The organism is Gelidibacter sp. (assembly GCF_053579655.1).
In genome coordinates, this window is record NZ_JBMDWE010000010.1 from 64,380 (window position 1) to 90,565 (window position 26,186).

Annotated in this window: 28 protein-coding genes; 17 read left to right on the forward strand and 11 right to left on the reverse strand. The window is 36.2% G+C overall.

The genetic code is table 11. From position 1 onward, the window contains the following. The first annotated feature begins 3 nt into the window (after positions 1–3). Positions 4–1,461 carry an NADH-quinone oxidoreductase subunit N gene (locus ACOH2D_RS07155; protein ID WP_449534831.1) on the forward strand — a complete coding sequence of 486 codons (1,458 nt, stop codon included), beginning with the start codon at positions 4–6 and terminating at the stop codon, positions 1,459–1,461. A gap of 245 nt (positions 1,462–1,706) precedes the next feature. Here ACOH2D_RS07155 and ACOH2D_RS07160 read toward each other — a convergent pair whose 3' ends face one another. The 11 genes from ACOH2D_RS07160 to rpe form a co-directional block, all read right to left on the reverse strand. Next, entirely contained in the window at positions 1,707–2,783 is a 1,077-nt protein-coding gene (locus ACOH2D_RS07160) for a tellurite resistance/C4-dicarboxylate transporter family protein (RefSeq protein ID WP_449534832.1), read from the reverse strand. A gap of 12 nt (positions 2,784–2,795) precedes the next feature. Beyond that, positions 2,796–3,317, reverse strand: coding sequence for a nucleoside-triphosphatase (locus tag ACOH2D_RS07165; protein WP_348036408.1), 522 nt, complete (start codon positions 3,315–3,317; stop codon positions 2,796–2,798). Next, positions 3,314–4,348 carry a hypothetical protein gene (locus tag ACOH2D_RS07170; protein ID WP_449534833.1) on the reverse strand — a complete coding sequence of 345 codons (1,035 nt, stop codon included), beginning with the start codon at positions 4,346–4,348 and terminating at the stop codon, positions 3,314–3,316. The genes ACOH2D_RS07165 and ACOH2D_RS07170 overlap by 4 nt, the downstream gene beginning before the upstream one ends. Before the next feature lie 306 nt (positions 4,349–4,654). Further along, a complete protein-coding gene (locus ACOH2D_RS07175; protein ID WP_348036410.1) occupies positions 4,655–5,056 on the reverse strand; it encodes a cupin domain-containing protein in 402 nt (133 codons plus the stop codon). Positions 5,057–5,323: 267 nt separating this feature from the next. After that, entirely contained in the window at positions 5,324–5,800 is a 477-nt protein-coding gene (locus ACOH2D_RS07180) for a Dps family protein (RefSeq protein ID WP_348036411.1), read from the reverse strand. A 35-nt stretch (positions 5,801–5,835) separates the two neighbouring features. Continuing rightward, a complete protein-coding gene (locus ACOH2D_RS07185; protein WP_348036412.1) occupies positions 5,836–6,153 on the reverse strand; it encodes a phosphoribosylpyrophosphate synthetase in 318 nt (105 codons plus the stop codon). Between the two features lie 68 nt (positions 6,154–6,221). After that, positions 6,222–7,892, reverse strand: a complete 1,671-nt coding sequence (locus ACOH2D_RS07190; protein WP_348036413.1) for a molybdopterin-dependent oxidoreductase — start codon at positions 7,890–7,892, stop codon at positions 6,222–6,224. A 136-nt stretch (positions 7,893–8,028) separates the two neighbouring features. Beyond that, positions 8,029–8,247 carry an SHOCT domain-containing protein gene (locus tag ACOH2D_RS07195; RefSeq protein WP_348036414.1) on the reverse strand — a complete coding sequence of 73 codons (219 nt, stop codon included), beginning with the start codon at positions 8,245–8,247 and terminating at the stop codon, positions 8,029–8,031. A 92-nt stretch (positions 8,248–8,339) separates the two neighbouring features. Next, positions 8,340–8,714 (reverse strand): hypothetical protein, encoded by a 375-nt coding sequence (locus tag ACOH2D_RS07200; RefSeq protein ID WP_449534834.1) that lies wholly within the window; start codon positions 8,712–8,714, stop codon positions 8,340–8,342. Between the two features lie 32 nt (positions 8,715–8,746). Next, positions 8,747–9,805 (reverse strand): class I fructose-bisphosphate aldolase, encoded by a 1,059-nt coding sequence (locus ACOH2D_RS07205; protein ID WP_348036416.1) that lies wholly within the window; start codon positions 9,803–9,805, stop codon positions 8,747–8,749. Between the two features lie 364 nt (positions 9,806–10,169). Beyond that, positions 10,170–10,823, reverse strand: a complete 654-nt coding sequence (gene rpe, locus ACOH2D_RS07210; protein ID WP_449534835.1) for a ribulose-phosphate 3-epimerase — start codon at positions 10,821–10,823, stop codon at positions 10,170–10,172. Positions 10,824–11,168: 345 nt separating this feature from the next. Here rpe and nhaD point away from each other — a divergent pair, with 345 nt between their 5' ends. The 16 genes from nhaD (at position 11,169) to ACOH2D_RS07290 (ending at position 26,172) form a co-directional block, all read left to right on the forward strand. After that, positions 11,169–12,470 (forward strand): sodium:proton antiporter NhaD, encoded by a 1,302-nt coding sequence (gene nhaD / locus ACOH2D_RS07215; protein ID WP_348036418.1) that lies wholly within the window; start codon positions 11,169–11,171, stop codon positions 12,468–12,470. A 668-nt stretch (positions 12,471–13,138) separates the two neighbouring features. Continuing rightward, positions 13,139–13,537, forward strand: coding sequence for a hypothetical protein (locus tag ACOH2D_RS07220; RefSeq protein ID WP_348036419.1), 399 nt, complete (start codon positions 13,139–13,141; stop codon positions 13,535–13,537). 50 nt (positions 13,538–13,587) lie between these two features. Then, the gene (locus ACOH2D_RS07225; protein WP_348036420.1) at positions 13,588–14,277 is read left to right on the forward strand and encodes a VIT1/CCC1 transporter family protein; all 690 of its coding nucleotides are present in this window, start codon (positions 13,588–13,590) and stop codon (positions 14,275–14,277) included. A 33-nt stretch (positions 14,278–14,310) separates the two neighbouring features. Beyond that, positions 14,311–14,736 carry an MgtC/SapB family protein gene (locus ACOH2D_RS07230; RefSeq protein WP_348036421.1) on the forward strand — a complete coding sequence of 142 codons (426 nt, stop codon included), beginning with the start codon at positions 14,311–14,313 and terminating at the stop codon, positions 14,734–14,736. A 10-nt stretch (positions 14,737–14,746) separates the two neighbouring features. Beyond that, entirely contained in the window at positions 14,747–15,604 is an 858-nt protein-coding gene (locus ACOH2D_RS07235; RefSeq protein ID WP_348036422.1) for a mechanosensitive ion channel family protein, read from the forward strand. Between the two features lies 1 nt (position 15,605). Next, a complete protein-coding gene (locus ACOH2D_RS07240) occupies positions 15,606–18,203 on the forward strand; it encodes a phosphatidylglycerol lysyltransferase domain-containing protein (RefSeq protein ID WP_348036423.1) in 2,598 nt (865 codons plus the stop codon). Between the two features lie 280 nt (positions 18,204–18,483). Beyond that, positions 18,484–19,041, forward strand: coding sequence for a hypothetical protein (locus ACOH2D_RS07245; protein ID WP_348036424.1), 558 nt, complete (start codon positions 18,484–18,486; stop codon positions 19,039–19,041). A 40-nt stretch (positions 19,042–19,081) separates the two neighbouring features. Next, positions 19,082–19,726 carry a DUF998 domain-containing protein gene (locus ACOH2D_RS07250; protein ID WP_449534836.1) on the forward strand — a complete coding sequence of 215 codons (645 nt, stop codon included), beginning with the start codon at positions 19,082–19,084 and terminating at the stop codon, positions 19,724–19,726. A gap of 165 nt (positions 19,727–19,891) precedes the next feature. After that, positions 19,892–20,596, forward strand: coding sequence for a Crp/Fnr family transcriptional regulator (locus ACOH2D_RS07255; RefSeq protein ID WP_348036426.1), 705 nt, complete (start codon positions 19,892–19,894; stop codon positions 20,594–20,596). 172 nt (positions 20,597–20,768) lie between these two features. Beyond that, the gene (locus tag ACOH2D_RS07260; protein ID WP_449534837.1) at positions 20,769–21,299 is read left to right on the forward strand and encodes a hypothetical protein; all 531 of its coding nucleotides are present in this window, start codon (positions 20,769–20,771) and stop codon (positions 21,297–21,299) included. A 67-nt stretch (positions 21,300–21,366) separates the two neighbouring features. Beyond that, entirely contained in the window at positions 21,367–22,041 is a 675-nt protein-coding gene (locus ACOH2D_RS07265) for a hypothetical protein (protein WP_348036428.1), read from the forward strand. A 170-nt stretch (positions 22,042–22,211) separates the two neighbouring features. Then, a complete protein-coding gene (locus tag ACOH2D_RS07270) occupies positions 22,212–22,883 on the forward strand; it encodes a hypothetical protein (RefSeq protein WP_348036429.1) in 672 nt (223 codons plus the stop codon). 189 nt (positions 22,884–23,072) lie between these two features. Continuing rightward, entirely contained in the window at positions 23,073–23,606 is a 534-nt protein-coding gene (locus tag ACOH2D_RS07275) for a hypothetical protein (RefSeq protein ID WP_348036430.1), read from the forward strand. 98 nt (positions 23,607–23,704) lie between these two features. Next, positions 23,705–24,376 (forward strand): hypothetical protein, encoded by a 672-nt coding sequence (locus ACOH2D_RS07280; RefSeq protein WP_449534838.1) that lies wholly within the window; start codon positions 23,705–23,707, stop codon positions 24,374–24,376. A gap of 179 nt (positions 24,377–24,555) precedes the next feature. After that, positions 24,556–25,203 carry a hypothetical protein gene (locus ACOH2D_RS07285; RefSeq protein ID WP_348036432.1) on the forward strand — a complete coding sequence of 216 codons (648 nt, stop codon included), beginning with the start codon at positions 24,556–24,558 and terminating at the stop codon, positions 25,201–25,203. Between the two features lie 459 nt (positions 25,204–25,662). Continuing rightward, positions 25,663–26,172, forward strand: coding sequence for a hypothetical protein (locus tag ACOH2D_RS07290; protein ID WP_348036433.1), 510 nt, complete (start codon positions 25,663–25,665; stop codon positions 26,170–26,172). The last annotated feature ends 14 nt before the right edge of the window (positions 26,173–26,186 follow it).

Consider the following 26,186-nt stretch of genomic DNA (forward strand, 5'->3'; position numbering starts at 1 on the left):
GACATGTCAGAACAAGATATAACCAGCTTATTGCCAGTTGTGATTCTATGCGGAGGAATTCTTTTGACTCTGCTTTTAATCGCTATGCGGCGCCGTCATGTTTTGACATTTGCATTGACCTTGGTTATTTTGCTGGCTTCACTGATCGCGGTATTTATGAGTTGGCCTGAGACATCTTATGCTATCAGTGATCTTTTTATTATTGATGCTTTTGGTTATTATTACCTGGCCTTGATTTTGTTAACCACTTTTGTTGTGGCCATTTTTAGTTATATCAGTTTGAGAGATTTTTATCCAGAAAAAAGAAAAGAAGAGTTCTATCTCTTATTGATGTTGGCGAGTTTGGGTGCGGGAATGTTGGTTTTTAGTACACATTTTATAACCCTTTTTGTGAGTTTGGAAATCTTGAGTATCTCCTTATATACGCTCATCGCTTACTATAGAGAAAGAGAAAAAGCCATTGAAGCCGGATTGAAATATCTGATTCTCGCCGCTTTGGCAGCAGCATTTTTATTGTTGGGAATGGCTTTGGTTTATGCTGCTTCTGGCACGATGTCCTTCAGCGCATTGTCAACAATTTCTTCCGATTTAACAGGCACGTCACAGGTGATGCTGATTGCCGGAATTGCCTTAATGATTGTAGGTATCGGATTTGAGTTGGCGGCTGTTCCTTTCCATATGTGGACACCAGATATTTATGAAGGCGCTTCCTCGCCGATAAGTGCATTTATTGCATCAGTTGCCAAGGGAGCCATTGTAGCCATATTATTAAGGTTTTTTATATTGGCTGACCTGTATAGATTTGAAAATATTGTATGGGTATTCACAATTCTATCTGTTCTTTCTATGGTAGTGGGCAATTTATTAGCGTTGTTGCAAGATAACGTAAAGCGGATGTTGGCGTATTCCTCTATTGCTCATTTCGGATATTTATTGGTGGCTATCATTGCTGGTGGAGAAATGGCTGTTCCGGCAGCTACATTTTATCTAACAATATATGTAATCTCTATCCTGGCGGCTTTTGGATTAATTACACTTGTTTCCAAATCAGAGGAAGAGGCGATTGATATTGAAGATTACCAAGGATTGTTCTGGAGGAAGCCATTTTTAGCACTTGCCTTTACCGTGAGCTTGCTTTCCTTGGCCGGAATACCTTTAACTGCAGGTTTTACAGGTAAGTTCTTTGTTTTGACAGCAGGAGTAGGGCAATCTCAATGGTTGCTTGTTATCGCTTTAGTGATAGGAAGCGTTATAGGTTTATATTACTATTTGCGAGTGATTGTTGTGATGATGCGTCAAGAAAAGGATGTCGTTCCTACCATACGACTGGACCCAAAAGGCGAGAGCAAAGTTTCTTCACTTCTTGCGGGTAGTCTGGCATTGATGCTCTTAACGGTATTTATGATTTGGTTGGGTGCCTATCCAAGTTGGCTTTTGGATATTATCAATGGTCTGCCTTGATACAGAATTTCTTGGGTACGGTTTGGGCTAAAGCCCTTTCCTCTTCACTTTTATGCCCCGAGCTAAAGCATGGGGTTATTGGGTTTTTTAACTTTGAATAACCTACAGCATTAGCTGGAGGTCAGAAAATAAAAAGTAAAAGGCTTTAGCCAAAAAATCCTATTTTGGTACAGTTGGGCTAAAGCCCTATGCTCTTCTACATTTCTATATCCCGAGCTAAAGCTCAGGTTTATTGGGACTTAAATTTATTGTTTTATGATGCCATTTAAAACAATAGTATAAATCAAACCAATAAAAATAACCGCCCATACACCAATGGCAAAAAACACGAAAACTGAAGAAATACCCATTAAAAAAGGCAACGCTATAGCTTCAGATAATCTTAGGGTACATACGGTGTACATGCCCAAAGGGAATACCATTCCCCAATATTGGGAGTTATATCTCAATGGCACTTTTTTTATAATATGTCGCCATACACCCAAAATTAAAATCAACGGAATCCACCAAGTTCCAATAGCCCAAAACAACAATGTGAATCCTTTAAGAAAAGGAAGTAATTCGGTTAAAAAAGGCCATTTTTCAGCACTGATAATGAGAGCAGAACCTGCTAAAACAGTAATGGCATCAGCGCCCATGTTGATCCAATAAGGAGGGCCAAGTTCTTCGGCATGCAGATTGAAAAATATAAGTCGATAGATGATCAGTGTTATGATGATGATATAAAACATGCATCCGCATAAAAATAACATAAGAGAGAAAAAGAGAACTTCTTCATGAGAAAATGGCAGGAATTCCTCCAGTTTTGTACTCAATATGGAAACTGACTGCGTAGCAACTACAAGTAGAAGCCATGTGCCACTTATTGCTTTTATTGTTTGCTTCTTGCGCTTTTGTATAAGAATGGCAAACAGTGAATAGCTAAGAGTTATCCAAGACAAGAATCCTATTATTAAAAAGAAAATCCCCATCTGATGATTATTCTCAATCAAAAAAAACTGGTTACCAAGGATACAACTTGCCGCAACAAAAGAAAGAAATCCCATGTTTTTTCTGTCGTCAATAACGTCAGATCGAAATTCCTTTTTGTAAGAAATGAAACGAAAAACGAATAAAATACAAAGTATGACATAGGCAATCCCATTAATAAAAAACAGTGTGCTCGCCAAAAGTGTATAATGGTATAAATGTGCAGCAATAGATACAATTCCCGTTGCCATAACCATTGAAAAATAAGCTGGGGATAATTCAGCGATACCACTAAACAAACGGTTTGACTCCATCTGTTTGTTTTCTTCTATTGGTTTAAAATTTTTTCGCATCTTCCTTTAGCTTCAAAAATTCTTTTTATTCCTGTTTTCTATGGGAAATTCTAACTGTTTGTTTAAATCTTTAATCGTAATGAATTGGTAATCTGTAATATGATATTTTTTGATTATTTGTGATAATAATGATGTTCGGATGATTAAAATGAGATTTAAGGCATTACTGTTAATAGTCGTTTTTATAGCCAAAGTTGTTGCTTCGTGAAATCCGTCCGATTGTAATTCTAGTTTGCCCAGCTCATCAATGATGATATATCTTGATTTATTGTTTTTTAGGGCTTTTTTTAGGATGCTATTTCCTGTTTTAAAAGCAGACTTTAAAAAGTGGTAACGACCAACAGATATCGTATCGGCCGTTGCCAAATCTGTTTGCATTTTAAAACTATCTGTGGTATGCACATCTAAAATATAGCGGTAATTATTTTCGTCTCTTGGCGTCAAAATTCCAAAGGTGTCTTTTCGGCCTTCTGACCATTTTAACAAGGCATTGGTTTTTCCTGTTTCGATATGATCAGAGAGTATATAAATCATTCTTTCGTATGGTCAAAATAGAGACTGTAAGCGATACTTTTTGCCAGGAATTGCGATAGTCTGTCCCACCCTTTAAAGGGTTTGCAGTCTTTCCATGATTGATGTATAATGGCTTTTAAGGAAGGAAAGATATTTAATATGCTCTGAACGTTTGCTTGATAAAATTGACGTTTTTTTGAAAGTGACTTATTTAAAGATTTTATTAATAAAGGCCCTAATACAGTGTACCAAACAATTAAAATCAAAGTACTGCGAGTTATTAAATAAACAGCCTTTTGCCAACCTTTAGAATCATTATTAAAATACAGAATCGGTAGAAGCACAACAATCATCAGAATTGTATATAAGATGATTTTTTTATTCTTTTTTTTGGGAGATTTAAGCTCCGAAATGACTATGTCTAATTTGAAATCCATCTGCGAGATGTGCATCTGCTGTAATAAATTCAGAGTTCGGATAATTAAAAAACCTACTAGAATACCACTTATGAAATAGGTCAGAAGAAAAGTATATGCCAAGGTTTTGCTGTTTAAATTGAACGAAAAAAAAGACAATTGCTTTTCAATCCAAGCCATATAAATATCTAAGGCTTCCCAAAGTGATTGTCCGAAAATAATAGTTAAGGTGATTAGTTTTTGGAGTCCAGATTCCAGAAAAGTGACAGCACTTAAACTAATAATTGTAAGCTTATTAATAGAAAACAGGCTATACAAGAGCATTCCTAAGAAAGCCTGAAAGGAAACCGCAACATATGCGGTAATTGGCGAATAAGGACTGACACCAGCTTTGATCAATAAAACAATGGTTAAAGCTTTGAGCAATGTTGACCAAATATGAGTGGTGTAAAAAGCAATTAAGGTAATGAGCAATACCGAAATACCGCCAACAAGAATTCCAGTAAAAGGCAGATTAAAAGCATGCATTAAACCTCCTAATGCACATTCGTTTAAAGCCCATAATGCTGTTAGGCGTTCAACAGCCATTTGACTGTTGATTCCATTCAATTTCAGAAAAGCTTTCTCTTTAATCATTTTATGATTTTAATGGAATTTTTATTAGCCTTAAATTATGTAAAAACCCAGTTTGAATTTGGTCGGATAAGTATGTACATTCAATCCTTTTCCTTTCTCCGAATAACTGGGAGCTAAAAATTTTTTGACACTAATTACACGAATTTTCACAAATTCACTCGGTTACTGATAATTCGGTCATAAATTATTTGCTATAAATTTCAAAAATGCAACAGACTTTTAGTCTGTTTTAAAAAAATTTGATCGTATTTTACTTCATATTGACTTATTCATTTTTGATGAAGAATTAAATGTGGTAAACAAATTTTAAACTTCCAGAGCTGTAGTTAAAGTCAATAAAAACACGGATTCTTCCATGGCCTCTACACTATGATTTAAACCTTCATGCAAGGCAATCATTTGGCCTGTTTTTAAAATTATGGATTCGTTGTCGGTACGGAAATTTATTTCACCTTCAAGGACTTGTACGCTTATAATGCCATCGGCGGTATGTTCTTGCATGAAAGCGTCTTTATGAAGAGCAATCAACACCATACGTAAACCATTGGTCTTGTAAACAGTAATGGCATTTCGGTCGCTGGTTTGCCAAGTGGCCTCCATTTTTAACTGTTTTTTAAATTGAGGAATATCTATGCTTACCAATGGTGCGTCCATAAGTCGTCGGCCTTCTGGTCTTAGATCTGTTGGGTCATTATACTTTTTTTCCATGACTATGACTATTAATGGACATCAACAAAATTATTACATGACAAAAGACATTGAGACGTATGATTAAGAACTCTGACAATTTTCAGTTGAAAGTCGGTCGTTTCAATATTTTTTACACTTATGGGCAGCACTGAGCTTCTCGAAGTATCTTAGGTCTTAATGTCTTAAGTCATTTTTATATTTCTAAACGGATAGGCCGACATAACTTTAATGTGTATCTCCTTTTTCTATTAAATAGAAGTTTTTTAAAGTTATTTTCAACTTTTCTTAATTTAAATGGGACCGAAGCATCCATGCGGTTTTTTCATGATATTCCAGTAATCCGGTAATATAATCGCTGATGTCCTCTGCTTTTAACTTATCGGCAGTAGGTCTAATATTTTCTCTTAAAAAAATAATGATACTTTCGTGGTCTTCCAATAATTCGGCAAAGAGCGATTTGCTATCGTTCTTATCCAGAGATTTTTCAGAAAGATGGGTAAGTTCAAGATATTTAGAAAGTTGCCCCGGAGCATAATGTCCGATTGCACGAATCCTTTCGGCCACGGTATCAACAATTTTCTGTTGTTTGTTATAGAGTGTTTCAAGATAGACATGAACGGTATGAAAATCTGGACCTTCGACATTCCAATGGGCATTAAGCGTTTTGTTATAGAGCAAAAATTCATCTGCCAGTATTTTTGATAACTGCTCAGCTAGAGCTTCTCTATTTTTATCGGAAATTCCGATGTTAGCTTTTTTCATTTTATTTAAGTTTTAAATTAATTACATGAGTGATTTTAGTGTTTCCTTTCATCTAATGCCTTTATCATTTCATCTGAAATGCTATCACTGGAAATTCCATAGCCATTAATCAATACGCCTTTCAAATTGTGTTTTGGACACGAAATGGCAAAAACAATGGCTTCGTCAGCAGGATCTGATTCTCCTTCAAAACGGTAATGTTTATCTACAATAAATTCTCCAGGAAATATTTTTAAATGAGTGCTCATGCATTCTAGGTAGCTTTGTTTTAGATTAAAATCTATCGTATATCCTGCGTCGTTGAGAAAATTGGTAACCTCCGAAAGCGTGGTCATCGTGTTATTAGTTGTCATGGTGCATGTTTTAGTGTTCGTTAATCTATCTGAAATTATATGTTTTAAAAGGATGTCCTTTACGATTTTTAACTATCTGCCAGTAAGTCAAAATATTCGTCATCTTCATTTTTTCCGCCAAAGCCTTTGCCTAAATCTTTAACTGATTTTACAAATTCGATACGTTCTATCCATTTGACCATCTTATAGCCTAACTGATTTTCGACACGCAACCGCAATGGTGCGCCATGTCCAATGGAAAGCGGTTCATAGTTCATTTCCCAAGCTAATATGGAATCAGGTTTCAGGCAATTGTCCAGTGTATGGGTATCGTAATAGGTGCCACCGTATAATCCTTCGCCGAACGAGAAAAAAGCAACGGTGGTTGCCTCTGGATTTGGTTTTACCAAGGCGATGATTTTGCTTAAAGGTAATCCGCCCCATTCAGCAATACCCGACCAGCCTTGGATACAATGGTGCATGGTAATGTTTTGATCTTTGCCCATTTGTTTTAGGTCTGCGAGGGATAATTCTACTGGATTTTCCACCAAGCCTTCAATCTTAAGTTTGTAATCTGCAAAGTTGTTTTGAGCCAAGTTTCTCCACTCCGCTGAATCCGGTTCTTTCCCATTCAGCCAGAAATAAGACGTAATATCCTTTTTCTGATAGTTTTTTTTAACTTTAAAACGGTTGATGGTGTATTTCCAAAGTCGTCCGTTTATCGATGCTTGCAGGTATTGCAGAGAACGTTGTTTGTGCCATGAAAGCCAATGGGCTAAAAAGGCAAAAGCAATCGTTGATAAAATAATGGCTATTCCTATATAAAGTCCAGTATAACTTTGTGCATTATCAGTTCCCAGTACAATGTGGTTCATGTTTCTGACCAATCCTGTGGCCGCTATCAAGCTGATATGGATAATAATAAAAATGCTAAACGCAATCAATACTAAAAAGTGAATGGAACGGGCACTTTGTCGGTTGCCAAACAATTTTGGATACCAATGAAAACGATTTTCTATGGCAGGCGACATCGCCATTCCTGTGAGCATGGCAAGGGGCGCCAAAATAAATATCGTTCCAAAATAGGAGAGTTGCTGTATGGCATTATAATGATAAAATCCATTGGGTTCAAAAGGAAAATTAAAGGTGGCATAATGCACAAAAACATTCCAAGCGTCTGGGACAATTTGCCATGATACAGGAACTAACCGTTGCCATTGATTGGTGTAAAACAAAAGAAAAATAAAAACAGCGCCGTTTAAAACAAAAAAGGGAACGGTTAGAAAATGCCATACTCTTGCAATTCCCACGGTGTGCTTGTAACCTGGCAAACCCGCAATGGGACTGATATAACGGGCATCTTCTTTGGCGGTCCAAAATTTATCCTTGGGAATTTTTAAAGGAGTAAATCGTATCCATTGCTTTTCGGGATCGCTTGAATTATTCCAATACAAACGCGGATGGTCAAACAATATGGAAAGTCCGCTTCTTATAATCAACATCAGAAAAAAGAAATTGACCCAATGACTGAGGTTAACCCATATGGGGAAACCTGAAGCTTCGTTCGGCGTTATCGTTGAAAGTACAGCGGAAGGATCGGACGGTAAACCAAATACCAAATATTGTAGCCATGCCGCGCCGATTACACCAATTAAAAAGACCAGCAAAATCAGCTTCATATAAGGTTTCATTCCTAAATGGAATCTTCTATCTTCAGGATAATGAACTGCTTTTTCGGCCTCTGTAAAATGTGGTATCATTCGTTAGAATTTCAAAGATAATTTTGCTGCGAATCATCAAGTGATGATCATCTTCCATCCAAAACTCGTCGGGTTAATTTTTTTATGAAAGTTAATTTGAGGAATCTTGTTCTTGCTTAAATGAGAATGGTTTTGGTTAATCCTTCTCTAATAATTTCTTCTGTTCTAAGTATTGTTCTGTGGTTATTTTCCCTGCAGCATAGCGCTTTTGTAAAATTTCAAGTGGGGTATCTTTCGTTCTTCTGTTTCCAGGAATGTTCCAGGGTGTAAAGAAAATCCAGAAAATAAAAATCATCCAGATGAACCACCATATGATATGCATTCCTCCAAAATTATAACCGTGATAAATGTCCATGACTTTTGTTTTTTAATTAGTGAATAGGTTGGCTTTTTCCTAAAGTTTCACTGTTGCTAAGTCAACTAGATGGTAGTTTGTTACTGTTAGTTTTATTCGCCTTTGTCTTCCTCAAGATCCTTATGATTGTCGCCTCCTAAACTGTAATAATTGTTTTCTTCATCTTCGCTTCCGGCATTATTTTCTTTCTCGTCAGCTTTGGATCCTGGTATGTCAAGGTCTTCGCCGGTCATGTCCTCACAAAAATCCTTTTCGTTTTTCTTCCCGGGTTTAAATACTTTATGCTTGACTTTTTTAAGATCTTCAGGATCTAAATCGACTTCTTTTTCATTGTTGAAAATATCTTCGAATGGAGGATAATGTGGATAACCTGGAAAATCTTGGTTTTCTGATTTATCTTTTGCTGGACTATTTTTTTTGCTATCCGATGGTTTTTGTTTATCGGATTTTTTATCTGTATTTTTCATTTTATCTTGTTTTTTGATTAAACTTTTACACTTTATAAAAACTCTAAATCTCTTTCGTTTGCTGATGAAATAGATTTCTCCAGTATTTCAGAATATTCTCCAGAGCAGGCTAATCGATTGCAAATGGCACGATGGTGCAATGCTTTTTGTGCCCTTTTAGAGTTTTCTTCTTTCCCATTCCAAATATCCATTGCAGGATACTGCAGGGCGCGACTAAAAGAAAACGTAAGTGCCCATGGCATTTCTGATTTATAGTTGGCATTCATCGCATTTAAGCGCTCAGAAGCCTGTTGTGAAGTTTGTCCGCCAGATAAAAATGCTATTCCTGGCACCGATGCGGGAACGGTTCGCATTAAACACTTCACTGTGGCATGTGCAATTTCTTCGGTGTTACTTTGGTCTTGGCAATTTGAACCTGGCAAAACCATATTGGGTTTTAAAATGATGCCTTCGGTTAAAACGCGCTGTTTGTACAATTGATCAAAGACCGTGTGTAATACATGCTCAGTAACGGAAAAACACCTTTTTAAATCATGTTTGCCATCCATCAAAACTTCTGGTTCAACGATTGGCACTAAACCCGCTTCTTGGCAAAGCGCTGCATATTGTGCTAAAATAATGGCGTTATTTACAATACCGCGTCGTGTGGGAACTCCGTCGTCAATAGTTATTACGGCGCGCCATTTAGCAAAGCGAAGTCCCATTTCACTGTATTCAGCTAAGCGTTCTCGCAAGCCATCCAAACCTTCAGTTATTTTTTCTTCCGGAAAACCGGCCATGTCTTTTGCACCCATGTCCAATTTAATTCCGGGGATAATGCCCGCGTTTTTAACTGCTTTAACGAATGGCGTACCATCTGAAAGTTTTTGCCGAACAGTCTCATCATATAATATAGCGGCGTTGATGCCTTCGTTAAGTCCGGGAGTTGTGATGAGCATTTCGCGGTAAAGCAGACGCATTTTTGGAGTTTGCGGAATATCCAAAGCGGCAAATCGTTTATTGCACGTGGGATTGCTTTCGTCCATGGCGATCAAGCCCTTGTTACCGGTAACCATGGCTTGCGCAGTTTTTATGAGTTTGTCTTGATTCATTTTATTTTGGTTTATAGTAGTGTGTATCTTTTTTATAGTAGTGTGTATCTTTGGAACTTTTCCAAATAAAAATTGCACGCTGTCGAAGTATCCTTATAAAGATAACCCTCAGATATTTGAACGGTTTATAAGGCGCGATTTATAATTTATAATATTCCCACTTGATGCTGAAAATGAATTATTACGAATGAAAATAACCATTAAGAATAAAATTAAGGGATTAAGGGCATTAAGGGTTTGGTTAGAAATATGACATCTTAATATTCTTCATGCCTTAATGATTCAAAGAGTATAACCATTAAGAAAATTATTAAGGGATTAATGGCATTAATGGTTTGATTAAGGAATACTACTTCTTAGTGATTCAAGATATTCCTTTTAAAGCGCTAATAGTTTCCATGGGATTGACGGATCCAAAAATAAAGCTACCTGATACCAGGATATGAGCACCGGCCGCGAGCAGTTTTGGAGCGTTTGTTAAATTCACGCCGCCGTCGACTTCAATTTTTGTATTGGCACCCGTTTTCTCAATTAAATTACGGACAAGTTCAATTTTTTGATAGGTCTGTTCTATGAATCTCTGTCCACCGAAACCAGGGTTTACCGACATAATCATGAGCTGATCAACATCGTGAATAATGGCTTCGAGATTGTTGACCGCTGTATGCGGATTAAGCGCAACACCTGCTCGCATGCCTTCCTGTTTAATAGTTTGAATGGTGCGGTGTAAGTGGGTGCAGGCTTCAAAGTGAACAATTAAATTATCGGCACCAGCCTCTTTAAATCGATGGATATAGCGATCAGGTTTTATGATCATTAAATGCACATCAAGCGGTTTTGCGGCTAGCTTTTTTATGGCCTTAATAACAGGAAAACCAAAGGAAATATTGGGAACGAAAACGCCATCCATAATGTCCACATGAATCCAGTCGGCAGCGCTATTATTGAGCATTTCAATGTCCTTGCCCAGATTGGCAAAATCGCCCGAAAGAATTGAAGGAGCTATGAGATGAGACATTAGATCTAGTTTTACTACAAGATAAATAAAAAAGCAAATACAATCGGATAAACTCTTGTTTTATCCTTTTAATCAGTTCTGATTTAAGCAAGTGTTTTCTTTTTTGTAGATTTATTATAAGTTTAAAAAGTTCTATAATTCTATCATTTTTTAACATGCTTCTCATGCGGCAAAATTAGACTCAATTATAATGTAGGAATGCTACTTAGGTAGCATTACAATTTAAGTGTCCCATTTAATTTTGAGTAGTGTCAGCACTAAATATTTAACGTCTCAAACGGTATGAATTAAGTGCCGCTTACAAATGAAACCTACGGATACGTGACTTAATTAAATAGAGAAAACATGTACACGGCCATTATAATCGTTTTTGTATTAGGGTATTTTGCCATCGCTTTAGAGCACAATATCAAAATTAACAAGACGGCTACCGCATTGCTGTTGGGAGTTTTGTGTTGGACCTTATTAATTTTCGGACATCCTAGTATTTTTCCAGATTTAGATACCACCACGGCATATCAATTTCTGTCTGATGCATTATTAGAACATATTGGCGAAATTTCAGAAATCCTATTCTTTCTATTGGGGGCCATGGCCATTGTTGAATTAATGGATGCCCATGGCGGATTTACAATTATAACAGACAAAATTAAGATAACCAAGAAGGCTCATTTACTATGGGCACTTACTCTAATAACATTTTTTCTATCGGCTTTGTTGGATAATCTGACAACCTCCATTGTTATGGCTGCAGTTTTAAGAAAAATGGTAAAAAATAAAAACGATTTATGGCTTTTTGCATCGATGATGATTATTGCTGCCAACGCTGGTGGCGCTTGGTCGCCCATTGGAGATATTACAACAATTATGCTCTGGATTGGTGGGCAGATTACGGCGCTTAATATCATAACCCATATTTTTATCCCAAGCATGGTCGCTGTTATTGTGCCGTTGATTATTTTTAGTTTTAAAATGAAAGGAGTTATCGAGACTGACTTTTTAGGATCAAAGGATGAAGATGAAATTAACGTCAGTCATTTGGAGAAATACTTGGTGTTTTATATTGGATTAGGGGTTTTGTTATTTGTTCCAGTTTTTAAAACCTTAACCCATTTACCTCCGTTTATGGGGATATTGTTTGGATTGAGCATTGTTTGGATTTTAACTGAAATTCTGCATAAGAATAAGGAGCATAAACACAAAAAAGCCTTATCAATTTCAGGCGTCTTACAGCGTGTGGATAGCACAAGTATCTTATTCTTTTTAGGAATATTAATCGCCGTTGCCGCTTTACAAACCTCAGGACATTTAGCACAGCTTTCAGGCATTTTAGACGCTAATTTTAAAAGCATTTATACTGTTAATATCCTCATTGGCCTTTTATCTTCTATTATCGATAATGTACCGATGGTGGCGGGTGCCATGGGAATGTATTCCATAGAAACCTATCCAGTGGACCACGCATTCTGGGACCTATTGGCCTATTGTGCAGGAACTGGCGGTAGTATTTTAATCATTGGTTCGGCAGCAGGAATTGCTATTATGGGCATATTCAGGATTGATTTTATGTGGTATTTAAAGAAAATTTCGCTGGTCGCTTTGATCAGTTACTTATGTGGTGTAGCCGTCTATTATATGCTAAATTAACCGCGATAAACTCACAAGTTTATGAGTTTTAAATAGAATTTAAACGACGTGCTTTTGCTTCTGAAGTTTTTATAAAGCTAGAACATCTTTTTTTGAAACAAGCCGCTGTTAAAATGCGTCGCTAATCACGCTGATGTCACTTATATTTTTAAACCCTATTGTCCAATAAAGAACCAAGACCATTTCATTGATAGAACATAGAAAATAGACTTGTGCTGTAAAGACTTGAAGGCGTTGATTTTAAAATTCAAGACCCGCTCCAAATCTTCTTTTTTAAAAGCGTTGTAATAAAAAATAATAGAAACTTATAGTTGAACAAACTTTAAAAACCTCTATGTATAGAAGGTTACGAGAATTACTGCAAGTTTTAATCGGGCAACAATAATTTTTAGATAAAAAAACAAATATCAATTGTTGATTCAGATGGTTTAAGGAGGCTTAGTGAGAATATTGTAAATAATATCTCAGACTTTATAATTCTTACGCTCTACAGAAATCTACCTTTATTAGAGTGATTTTTAAAAGCTTCTTAGAGCATTAATTAGGCTTCAAAAGACAATTTATAAATTGATGAGAAATTGAATCTTTATAAACGTTATAAGGCTTTTATGTGCGAAATTCTATATGACATTCCAATAAAATTAATCATAAATAAAAACTGAAAACTAATGACAACAACAAATAAATTGGGCATTTGGATGGATCATGCACATGCCCACTTAATAGAAAATTCTGAACCTATGGTTTCAAAGGTCTTGACTTCAGATTCCACTTATGAGGAAAAAGAAAAAACTTTGCTGAAAAGCGAAAGAATAATGCACAATAAGGATCAGCACGAAGAATCTGAGTATTACAAAGAAATTGCGGAATACATCAGAAAATATGATCATGTATTATTGTTCGGACCTACGGATGCAAAAGTTGAGTTATTGAACATTTTAGAAGCCGATCATCGTTTTTCAAAAATAAAATTTGAAGTCATGCAGGCAGATAAAATGTCGGAGCACCAAGAACATGCTTTCGTTAGAGACTATTTCAAACATCATAAACATGATTTATTGCCATAAAAACCATTTGAAGTATAGTATCCAAAGTAAAACGATCATAGCCATTTAAAATGCAATATGAAAAACATTTCGGGACGCGCAGTAATTGGTTAAGAGCTGCTATATTAGGTGCTAACGACGGGATTCTGTCGGTTGCTAGTATTGTTATTGGTGTGGCAGCCGCAAGTTCTACACGAGAAACCATCATTTTGTCAAGTCTGGCAGGATTGGTCGCAGGAGCGTTCTCAATGGCTGCTGGCGAATATGTATCGGTAAGTTCACAATCGGATATTGAAAAATCGGATTTGGAGCGTGAAGAAAATGAATTGAAAACCGCCCCGGAAGAAGAATTACAAGAGCTCTCCAACATTTACAAACAAAGAGGTTTGGAGAGTCAGTTAGCTTTAGAGGTAGCCACACAATTAATGGCACACAATGCCCTTGAGGCACATGCCAGAGATGAATTGGGTATCAATGATATTACACAAGCCCATCCCTTACAAGCAGCATTGTCATCGGGTGCTTCTTTTACACTCGGTGGATTGTTGCCGGTTTTAGTAGCCGTTTTTGGTTCCTTACAATTTATGGAATACATACAATATTGTGCGGCAATCTTGTTTCTTGCTTTTTTAGGTGCCATTGCTGCAAAAGCCGGAGGTTCTCATATAGCAAGAGCGGTAGTTAGGATTACCTTCTGGGGTACAGTGGCTATGGGAATGACCGCTTTAATTGGTTATCTCTTTGGTGCGACGATTTCATAATAGCATAGAAAAATCAAAAACCAACTTTAACTGATGATGACGTCAACTGAATTTTTTTTAAGGCTTAGCGCCGCAGCCTTGGCTGGGCTTTTTATAGGGTTTGAACGCCAGTGGCAACATAAATCTGCGGGACTAAAAACCAATATGTTGGTCGCCATGGGCGGCGCGATTTTCACGATGTTATCCATTCAGTTCGATCATTTTTCCAACGATGTGGATGTGACCCGAATTATCGCGCAAGTGGTTTCAGGAGTTGGTTTTTTGGGAGCTGGTATTATTTTTAAAGAAGGTTTTAGCGTTCATGGATTGACCACGGCAGCTACCATTTGGTGCAGCGCAGCTATCGGTTGTGTGGCGGCCTCTGGATATTTTTTGGAAACATTGATTAGTACGGCTTTAGTGCTTGTTATTAACGTTGGATTGCAGCCTTTGGATACGTGGATGAAAAACAGAAAATAAATTAAAGTTGATGAAATCGTTTTTAGAAAGTTTAAGGCAAGACACATTTCTTTTAACGCATGTAATCAGCATTATTGTGATTACCATAATTGTCTATTTCTGCTTTAACCGAATGATAGGACGAGGGATTAAAAAACACATGACCGATGACGATTTTGACGCCACCAATTTAAAGTTTTTGCAACGTGCTCTTGGGTTTGTCATCATTATGGTGGGGTTGAGCTTTGTCATTTTCATGATTCCCAATTTAAAGCATATTGCCACAACCATATTAGCGGGTGCAGGAGTTTTGGTGGCTGTTATTGGATTTGCTTCCCAGCAAGTGCTGTCAAATTTAATCAGTGGCATCATGATCGTCGTCACAAAACCGTACCGCTTAAAAGACAGGGTAACCGTGAGGTCAAATAGCGGTGTGGTTGAAGATATTACCTTGAGACATACCATCATCAAGAATTATGAAAACAAACGCGTGATTATCCCTAACTCGATCATGAGCAATGAGGTCATTGTCAATGCCAACTTTGCCGATGACATGTGTTGCCAATGGGTGGAAATAAGTATCTCTTATACGGCCAATATTAAAAAGGCCAAAGCCATTATGAAGGAGGAAGTGGTAACCCATCCTTTATTTATAGATCATAGAAAATATCTCAACAAAAAAATGGATACCGACATTGCACCAATTCGTGTGATTGCGGTAGGGGAATTCTCCATCACTTTGCGGGCTTGGACCTGGGCGGCCAATCCTGGAGATGCCTATGTCATGGGCTGTGATTTGTTGGAAAACATCAAAGAACGCTTTGACAAGGAAGGTATTGAAATTCCTTATCCTTACAGTAATGTCATTTGGAAAAATACCAGAGAATAACATGGAAGTCCGTTTAAAGCTTGTTAAATCACATTGGAAACTTATTTTGCAAATAGCCCTTGGGGTATTTTCTGTTTTACTGGCGATTTACTTTGTAAAACACGAACGCACTGAGCTTACTCAAGTGAAACAAGTCCTAATGCAAGCAAAGATTTTATGGTTTATTGTGGGCGTTTTATTAGTGTTTTTATTTGTGGCAGTTCAGGGTTGGATGTATCAATATAGTTTTAAAGCCATTCAAAAACGGATTCCTTTTAAAGTGGCGATGTTGCTTTATCTCAAACGTAATTTTATCAGTGTGTTTATTCCCGCTGGTACGATTACGAATGTTTTGTTTTTTAATAAGGATATTGAAGAAAAGCAAGGCATTGAAAAAGGCTCTATTTATTACGCTTCCACGTTGTTTTCTATATGTTCTATAGTCTCTAGCATTTTGGTGGCGCTGCCAGCAATTTTGATGTTGTTCTTAAAAGGCGATCTCAAGAAAGATATGGTCTATGGAATTCTTGGTTTACTTGTGGTTTTTGGACTGCTTACCTATCTTATAGTAAGCCTTATTAAGAAAGGCTTTGTTTTTAAATTCATAGAACATAAAGCACCAGAAGTTGCCAAAATCATTGATGATTTACAACAGCAAACTCTCAATAAGTTAGAGCTTTTAAAAGTCCTGTTATTTTCCTGCGTTATTGAAGTTATCGGGATTGCGCATTTGTACATCGCCATGGGCGCTTTGGGTTTAACACCATCATTAATAGTGGCGGTTATTGGCTATGCCTTGGTGCTTATTCTTTTGCTGAGTTCTCCGTTTTTAAAAGGAATTGGAGCCATTGAACTGGCCTTGACCTATGCGCTCACATTGTTCAATTATGATGCTGTTTCTGCACTTTCTGTGGTGTTTTTATTTCGTTTTTTCGAGTTTTGGAGCGTGATGCTTCTTGGTGTTTTTGCGCTATTGTTTAAGAAAGATGGGCTTTTTATGCAGCTATTGGCACCCATTTTATTATTGTTTCTTGGTATTGTCAACATTCTTTCTGCATTGACGCCTGCATTGGTTTCGCGCCTAAAGCTTTTAAAGGATTTTATACCTTTTGATGTCATTGAACTATCCAATAATGCAGTGCTTGTTATTGGTGTCATTTTAATGTTTACGGCGGTAACACTCATCAAAGGCTATAAAAACTCCTATTATTTGGCACTTTTACTGACCATTTTGTCTTTGGTAGGACATCTTGTTAAAGGGATTGATTATGAGGAGTCTATCTTGGCGTCTTTTGCCATCGGCGTGCTTTTATATCAGCGTAAATCCTATTATATAAAATCGATACCATTAAAATATCTAAAGTTAGAAAATGGATTGGTTTTTATGACGTCTGTTATCATTTATGGCGTCATTGGGTTTTATTTTCTTGATAAACGCCATTTTAATGTCAACTTCACAATGGGCGATTCTATTATTGAAACCTTGAAAGCGGCGGTGCTTATTGATGGCGATTTACTTCCAGTAACGGCTTTTGGACGCTATTTTTTAACCAGTATTAATCTTTTGGGCGTATCAAGTTTGCTTTACTTTTTTTGGTTGATTTTCAAGCGACTGAAGCAGCCGAATCTGGTGGATGCTGCTAGTATTGAAAAAGCTAAGCAAATGGTCAAGGATTTTGGCGATTCATCACTAGATTATTTTAAGACTTATGGCGATAAAAACTTCTATTTTTTTCAAAATGACGACGGATTTGTATCCTACAAGACCACGGCAAGTTATGCGGTGGTATTGGAGAATCCTGTTTTAAAAAGTCATTCGTCAGAGGTGATTCAAGAGAGAATTAAAGAATTTGAAAGTGCAATGTTATCAAAAAACCTCAACGCCATTTATTACCGAATTCCTGAACAATCTTTAAAAGTTTATGAGGCTCTGGGCAAAAAAAAATTGTTTTTAGGAGAAGATGCCTTTGTAGATCTTGAAACCTTCAACTTAGAAGGCGACGATGGGAAATCCATGCGCAATTCAATTAATAAACTTAAAAAGGCAGGGTTTTATTTTAAGGTCAACCCAGCGCCGCAATCGGATGGCTATTTGCAACATCTGGCTTTTGTTTCCGATAGTTGGTTGAAAGACTTGGATCGGACGGAGCTCTACTTTTCACAAGGTGTGTTTAATGCCCATGAGCTAAAACAACAAACCATTTTAACCATTGAAAACGGCGAACATAAAATAGTGGCCTTTGTTAATATTGTCGACAGTAGTGTAGAAGGGCAAATTAATTTTGATTTAATGCGAAAAACGGCAGATGCGCCAAGCGGAACGATGGATTTTCTGTTTGTTGAAATGATGCAATATTACAAAGTTGAAGGATTTAAAACCATCAGTTTGGGAATGGTGCCCTTGTCTGGCATCGACAAACCAGAAAACATCCAAGAACAGGCCCTAAAACTGGCCTACGAAAAAATAAAACAGTTTGGCCATTATAAGAGTTTGAGGTCTTTTAAGGAGAAATTCAATCCCTATTGGGTCAAAGTGTATGCGGTTTATGATACCGATTTGGATTTGATTAATCTAACCCGAGTATTGGGCAAAGTGATGAAACAGAGTGAAGACATCTAAAAAATCACGATTGTCCGGAAAAGAATTAAGACACTTCGACAAGCTCAGTAACCGCCGCTTCGCTGATAGAACCAAGAACAAAGACTAAACACGTAATTAATTGAAAATAAGGGCTGTGAAATTCATAATTAGAATGGGTTATGATGTTTTAGCAATAGTTTTCAAAAAACCTCGAAATGAAGGAGATTGAGGATCAAAAACATTGGAAGACCTTTATTTATGACTATTCTCAGTTGATCAACGCAACTTTAATCGGACAATAATGCTAAAAAAAGAAAAAATGAAAGCCATCTTAATCATTCTAATGATATGCGCGGCATCAATAATGACAGCGCAAAGCCTTCCCAAAGCGGTAGAAAAGGCATTCCATGCGCAATTTCCGAACACTGAAATTTCGTCGTGGAAAAATAATAATTCTTACAAACCTTTAACGACTGATGTTTTATATCCAACCGATGATATGAATGGCGCCACGGCGATTGAAACAAGTCATGTGCCTGATGATACAAAAGAACTTGGATTGAAAGATCCGCTCGCGGCCACTGAATATTATATTTTTTTTACAAAAGATAATACCAACTGGACAGCAACCTTTAGGACGGATGGAATGTTCATTGTTGCCCATGCTAAGGTGGATGCATTACCTGAAAAAGTATCGGAAGCCATTGCAGATGCATTTAAAGGCCAAATCATTAAAATAGTAGACGATATTCAAAAAGTCATTGTCCCCAGTAGTGAAACACCAATTTACAGAGTTTATGTGAAACCTAAAAAAGGAAAAAAGCACATTGTAAAAGTAAATACAGACGGCACGGTATTATCAAACAAGAAAAAATAATTGGAACGAGAGTAATCTAATGAAAATAAAATGGATTGGTATGGCAGCTATTGCAGGCGTTATGGCTTGCGTTATGGAGTTGATAATTGAGTATTATGCCGCTTCAAAAAACCCAGGCTATTCTCCGATTTCTCAATCTATAAGTTATTTGGGTAATCCTGAAAGTCCAACCCATCATCTCGTTAAAATTGGGAGTGTCATTTTTACAATTTTGTTCGTCTTATTTGCCTTCGGATTTTTTAAGGCTTTTAATCATTCTTTTGATAAAAGCAAGATGGCCACTTTGTTGCTTGTGCTTTATGGTTTCGGTCAAGGAATGGGAGCAGGCCTATTTAGTTTGGATGCCTCTAAATCAAAAGTCAGTTGGATGAATATAGGCCATGATATTTTTAGTGGTATTGGCGATGTGGCTTTGGTGCTCTTTCCAATGGTTATGCTATTCTTTTTTAGTAAAACCAAACGGTATTTTACGATGCTTATTTCGGTATTAGGAATTGCTTTTATGCTCCTTTTTCTATCTGCAAAATTTGAATGGACGCCTCAAACAATTCCTTATAAAGGACTTTGGCAACGGCTGTTTCAAGTTGTTTATTTTGTGTATTTCATGTTTATCGCATATCAAATGAATATTAAAAATACATCTCAGATGCATTCGCTCTCGAATACTTCGAATGTTAAGATTTAATTCGTTAAATTTATACGAAACAATGTCGAGTTAATAGTGTGATTGTCAATAGTCAAGGCGCGTGCGTAGATGCGCTTTAACAACTTTATGGATGTTTTTTAAAGTGGAACATCTGAAAAGGACAACGCGTTTTTAGAGGATTAACAGTACTAACAAGAAGATAGAATGACTGCAAACGACCCGCATTACGAGTATTGTCTCAATAAACTTCGGATAAATCCACTGTTTGAGAATTTAGATGATGAAACATTGGAGTCATTAATGGGCTGTCTATCATTAAAAAAATGGAATAAGAATTCAGAATTCTTCTATGGAGATCAAACCTTTTATAAATTTTTTATTATCATTTCCGGCCGATTAAAAATGTATCAAATTGATATTGAGAACGGACGGGAGTTTACTGTTTTTCTTTTAACCCAAAATGATGTTTTTGACGTGGTTTCGCTTTTGGATGGTTTAAAACATTCCATGAATTTTGAAACAATTGATGATGTAGAAGTGCTTTATGCACCCATCGATTTGATGCGCGATTGGATAGAAAGCCATCCGAAAATCAACAAAACGCTGTTGCCATATCTTGGTAGATGTATGAGAATGTTAGAAGTCAATCTTACCGATAATGTGCTCTCAGACATTCCCACCAGACTTGCAAAACTAATCCTTTCCAATGTCAATGAATCTTCTCAGCAACTACAGCTTATCAATGACTTGTCCAATTATGAAATTGCAAACATGATTGGCTCTACACGAGCGGTTGTCAATAGGCAAATACAAGTTTTCAAGAAAGCAGGCATGTTGGATATTCATCGCAAGAGTATAAGCATTAAGGATTTAAAGTTATTATTGGACGAAGTTTCTGGAAAGTATTAAGTTTTTTATAAGTATAGCGCGCTGGGTCTATTCTGAAAAGGATGGCCTTTTTTTATTGTGAATAATTTGTTAAAACTATAGAAGTGCTACTTAGGTAGCATTTTACTGATAATAAGGATGGTAGTTTTATGTTAGTATTAAAATAAATTACTAACAATTAAAATTTTTCGCGATGAGACATTTCTTCATTGGTTTATGTTTTTTGGGCCTGACCAGCTCGGTTTTTGCTCAAGACGGCATTGTTTTTAAGGAAACTCTTAAAAAAGAACAAGTGCCAACTGTAGTTTTAGAAGCTATTGACCTTGATTTTCCAGGGTATGTTTTAAGAGAATTTGCAGCGTCTCCAGTTGAGTATGTTGAAAAGGATGTTTACGTTAATAATGATGTGGATGCTGATATTGACACCTATCAAGTTTCAATGGAAGGAAATGGCAAAATGATTATTGCAACTTATAATAGTGAAGGTAAGTTATTGTCTACTGTTGAAAATCTTAAAAATGTGACACCGCCTTTAGCTGTTCAGCGAGCTTTACTTAAAGCATATCCAGGATGGACTATTTCAAAAGATAGCTACCATATGTCTAACCACAGCCACGGAAAAGAAAGAGAGCGTTATAGATTTGTGCTCACTAAAGATGGACAAAAAAAACATGTCGATACCGATGCCAATGGTGTCATTTTGAAAGGAGCCCATAAAATGTAATAATTAAACTATTGAAATACATGCGCATCTTTAAATGATGACGGTGTGTTTGTAATATTAAATTGAAATGAAAACTCTGAAATTTCTGATTTTAATAAGTGTCATAGGCTGTTTTGTAAGTTGCAAAAAGAGCGAAGATCAAAAAAGTGTAGCAAAAGTTGCGGTCGTACGGGGTGAAAACAACATGGAATTACCCAACAAATCTGACGTCGCTTTTTTCAAGGCATTTGAGGCTTTAAAAAAAAAGGAATACCGGCTTGCCGGAGAACATGTGTTGCTTGGAGTACAAGAGCTGACTGCCGAAGCCAAAGGAGCACTATTCAATGATCAATTAAATACGAATCTAAAACATCTTACTGATGTCGCACATCAGCTTCAAGCCGGAAAAAATGTTAACCAAGAAGCCCTGCGCAACCTGATTGCCAATGCCGAAATTAATGTGAATCATGAGTATTTGATGTCTGACAATGAACTTGTCATGATGAAGTCAGAAAAAGCAAATGAAGCAAGATTGCATGAATCTTTAGATCGTAATGTGATGAATCTTGAAACAGGGATTGAAAAATTGGAAGGCAATGCAAAAAAAGAAAGCAAAAAGTTAGAGGAGGAAGGCAAAAAGTTGAAGGAAGAATTTGAAGCTTGGAACGAACGTGTTCAGGAGCATACTAAAAATGCCGAAGAACATTTCAGAAAATATCAACCAGAGAATGTTTATACCTGGGGACTGTATCCTTTACAATAAATTTGTTTTTTTATTATAAAAGTTGGTTAGTTTGAGAAAGGGGTTGCCTATAAAGTAACCTCTTTTTTATGAAAAAAAACACGACTGCTACTTAAGTAGCAGTCAGTGATATAAAGTGAGAATACCTTTATGTAGAGAATTAAAATCATTAACTAAAAAATATGAATATTATGAAAACTATTAAACTATTACCAGCTTTACTTATAGCCTTATCACTGATCGGCTGTAAAGAAAAGCAACCTGATGTAGTTACAGATGAGGTTATTGAAGAAACCGTGGTTAAGGCCATACCAAGAGCATCAGACACGTATTTTGAACAAGCCATCAACGCTTATGAAAATGCCGATAAAGTCGAAGCAAAGAAAAAAATAGACGCAGGTATTGAGGCTTTGGACAAAGAAAGTAAGGACGTTTCTGGACTTAACAAAGCCAATCTTGATATGTCAAAAGACCAATTAAGAAATATTGCAAGCAAATTGGATGGTAATTTTGATATTTCGGTTGAAGGATTGAAAGAAGCCATTGCCAACGCCGAAATCAATATTGCACATAACTATTTGGCAACCGATGATGTGTATGTATTGACACCAAAAGCAAGGTTAAGAGAAAACTATTTGCAAAATGCTTTAGATTATAATCTCAAAAGTCTTGAGGCAGGGACTTCAAAACTAACAGGCGAAGCAAGAATAGAAGGTGAGAAACTTGGTGCTGAAGGCAAAAAGCTAAAAGAAGAATTTGAGGCATGGAAAAAACGTGCTGAAGATCATGCAAAAAGAGCAGATGAGCATTTCAAAAAACACCAAACAGAATACAGCAATTATGATCGAGTCTATGCCATGTGATTTTAATGCGATCTATTTATTTCAAGCACTCCACTAACATTAGAGTTACTTTTTAGTAGCCTCTTTTTTTATAGATAAAACTGCTACTTAAGTAGCAGTTAGCTGATAGTAAGTATGATAGATTCACTTTAAAATCAAAATATAGAGTCAAGAATTAAAATTAATTATTAATAACTAAAATTTATCGCCATGAAAAACTTTTTAATCGGTTTATTTATTTTGGGTCTAACCAGCTCAGCATTTGCACAAGATGATATTGTTTTTAAGGCCAAACTTAAAAAAGAACAAGTGCCAACAGTAGTTCTAGAATCTGTTGATGTTGATTTTCCAGGCTTTGTTGTCGAAGAATTCGCCGCCTTGCCTATTGAATATGTAGAAGAGGATGTATATGTCAATGATGATTTCGATTATGATGATGTCGACACCTATCAAATTTCATTAACTGGAAAAGGTAAAACGCTTATCGCAACCTATAACAGTGAAGGAAAATTATTGAATACTGTTGAAAATCTTAAAAATGTGGCCCCACCAGCAGCTATATCAAAAGCCTTAGCCCAAGAATATCCAGGATGGGTAATTTCAAAAGATTCTTACCACATGTCACATTACATCCATGGCAAAGAAAAAGAGCGCTATAGATTTACAATGACGAAAGACGGAAAGAAAAAACACATCTATACTGATGCTGAAGGTAAAATGTTGAACAGATCTAAAAGAATGTAAATAATAAACTGCCGAAAATGCGCCATTGTTCGTAAACTATGATGGCGCATTTTTTTTAATATCTAACTGAAATGAAAGCACTAAAAATTTTAACATTCATGTTTTTTTTTACATTGCTTATTGGATGTAAAAAAATTAATGAAAATATAGATAGTAATGAAAGCTTAAAAGCTGATGAGAACATCGGTGTTATAAGTGACCAAAATGGTACAGAGCAGCTTAATAAATCAGATGTATCTATTGGCGAAGCGCTTTCAGCATATAGCAATAAAGAGTATAAAAAAGCAGGAGACCTCATTGCTACTGGAGCAAATGAATTGACTGAAGAGGCCAAAACAAAAGGTTCAGAATTTAAGGAGGAGTTAAATATCAGTATTAAACATCTTACAGATATCGCTAAAGAAATCCAAAATGGACAACAAGTGGATGAAAAGGTGCTCTGCAACATGATTGCCAATGCCGAAATCAATGTCAACCATCCCTATTTGGCTTCCGAGAACTTTTATATGTTAACAGAGCCTGAAAAAGTTAATGATTATAGATTTGACAATTCATTAGACTACCACCTCAAAAGTCTTGAAGCTGGTACCAAAAAACTAGAAGGCGATTCAAAAAAAGAAGCCGAAAAATTAGACACTGAGGGCAAAAGACTAAAAGAAGAATTAAAGGTTTGGAATAACCGAGCTGAAGCACATGCCAATAAAACCTTGGAACATTTTAAAAAGTACCAACCAGAATATGTTCCGAGAATGTATCCGATGATGTATTAAAATATTGTTTTTCATTTTTAATGGTTGGTTAGATTGGAAAGAGGTTGCCTAGAAGGGAGCCTCTTTTTTTTATGAAATATTAGTCCAACTGCTACCTAAGTAGCAAGAAATGATATAAAGTGACCATAAATTTGTTTGGAATAAGTCAATAATAACAATTAACTATAAAAACTCATATTATGAAAACCATCAAGCTGTTATCAATTCTCTTTATTGCCCTTGCATTTGTTGGGTGTAAAGAAAAAGAAGCAAATATGGACACGGTCATTGAAGAAACTGTGGTTAGTCCGTTGCCAAGAACGTCAGACATGTATTTTGAACAAGCCATAAAGGCCTATGAAAACAAAAATAAACCAGAAGCCCTTAAACAACTAGATGCAGGTATTGCTGCATTGGAAAAAGAAAGTAAAAATGTGACTGGATTAGATGGTGAAAGCTTTGAATTAGCAAAAGATCAATTAAGAAGCATTGGAGGTAAATTAGATGATAATTTTGATATTTCTATTGAAGGGCTTAAAGAAGCCATTGCCAATGCCGAAATCTATGTTGCTCATAATTATTTGGCATCTGACGATGTTTACGTCTTAACCCCAAAAAACAGAGCTGAGGAAAGGAAATTACACAGGATTTTAGACCACAATATTAGAAGTCTTGAAGTTGGTTCCAAAAAATTGGAAGGCGATGCCAGAAGAGAAGGCGAAAATCTTGAGAAAGAAGGTAAAAAGCTAAAAGATGACTATGAGCAATGGAAAAAACGTGCAGATGCCTATACCCAAAGAGCAGCGGCGCATTTTGAAAGTAATAAAGACGTTTATGAAATATATTAAATAGACTGGTCGATTGCAATACAATTGATTTGGTAAAATTAGATGTGTTAGGGTAGAAAGAGGTGGTTTATTAAAGCCACCTCTTTCTAATAAGTAGGTGGGTTGATTCAAAAAGGCATACAACCAAAATATTTGGTACCTGTTGGTTTATCGTTTTTGCGACCTTCTGTATGATGACCGCACATATCATTTCGCCAGATACAAGTCAGAAATCGTCATGTTGAGCGAACAAGTTTATTTAGTGACTTATAAGGATACATTTATGACCTTAGGTGTTTTTTTCTTGGTGTGTATTCCGATTATTTTTGATTAAGAATGTCAAAAACAATGGGTCTGTGGAGTCTATGCCCATGCACTAAATTGCTGTTTAAATTAATTTCCAACTGCTACTTAAGTAGCACTATTTATCATTAGTTGAGTCTAAATTTATAGTATGGATAAACATAATCGCTTTTTAAAATGGAACATGTTGTCACTTCGAAACCAGGTTTTTTTAGTTTTAAAAACCGTCATAATTGGTCAGATAGCAGGTTTTGTTGGTTTTACGCGTTTATTATTTTTCTAGCGGTTGTGGTATTTGCTATTATACTCAAAGTTGCAGGTATTTATGAGTCCATGGGATGGCGCGTTGTGAATGTTTTATTCATTATTGGTGGTCAAATATTAATGGTCATAGATTATAAAAAGCATAAAGATTTTAAATTGGAATTTACCCCTGCCGTTTTTCTTTGTATTCGAACAGGACTTTATTTTGCCCTCTTATTTTTGCCTACAATTGCCATTGTCATCGCCGGATTTCCATTAGAACAAGCAATGATCAATAAAAAAGAACTTTTTAATACCAGTGAATTTCCAGTACAGACCATGGTTTTTGTAAACTGGATTGAAACCATTGCGACGCTATCAGTTTCATGTTTTTCAGCACCACATATTGTTGGTTTTGTAAAGCCTTCAAAAAATTATAAATAAGACTTGTGAAATTA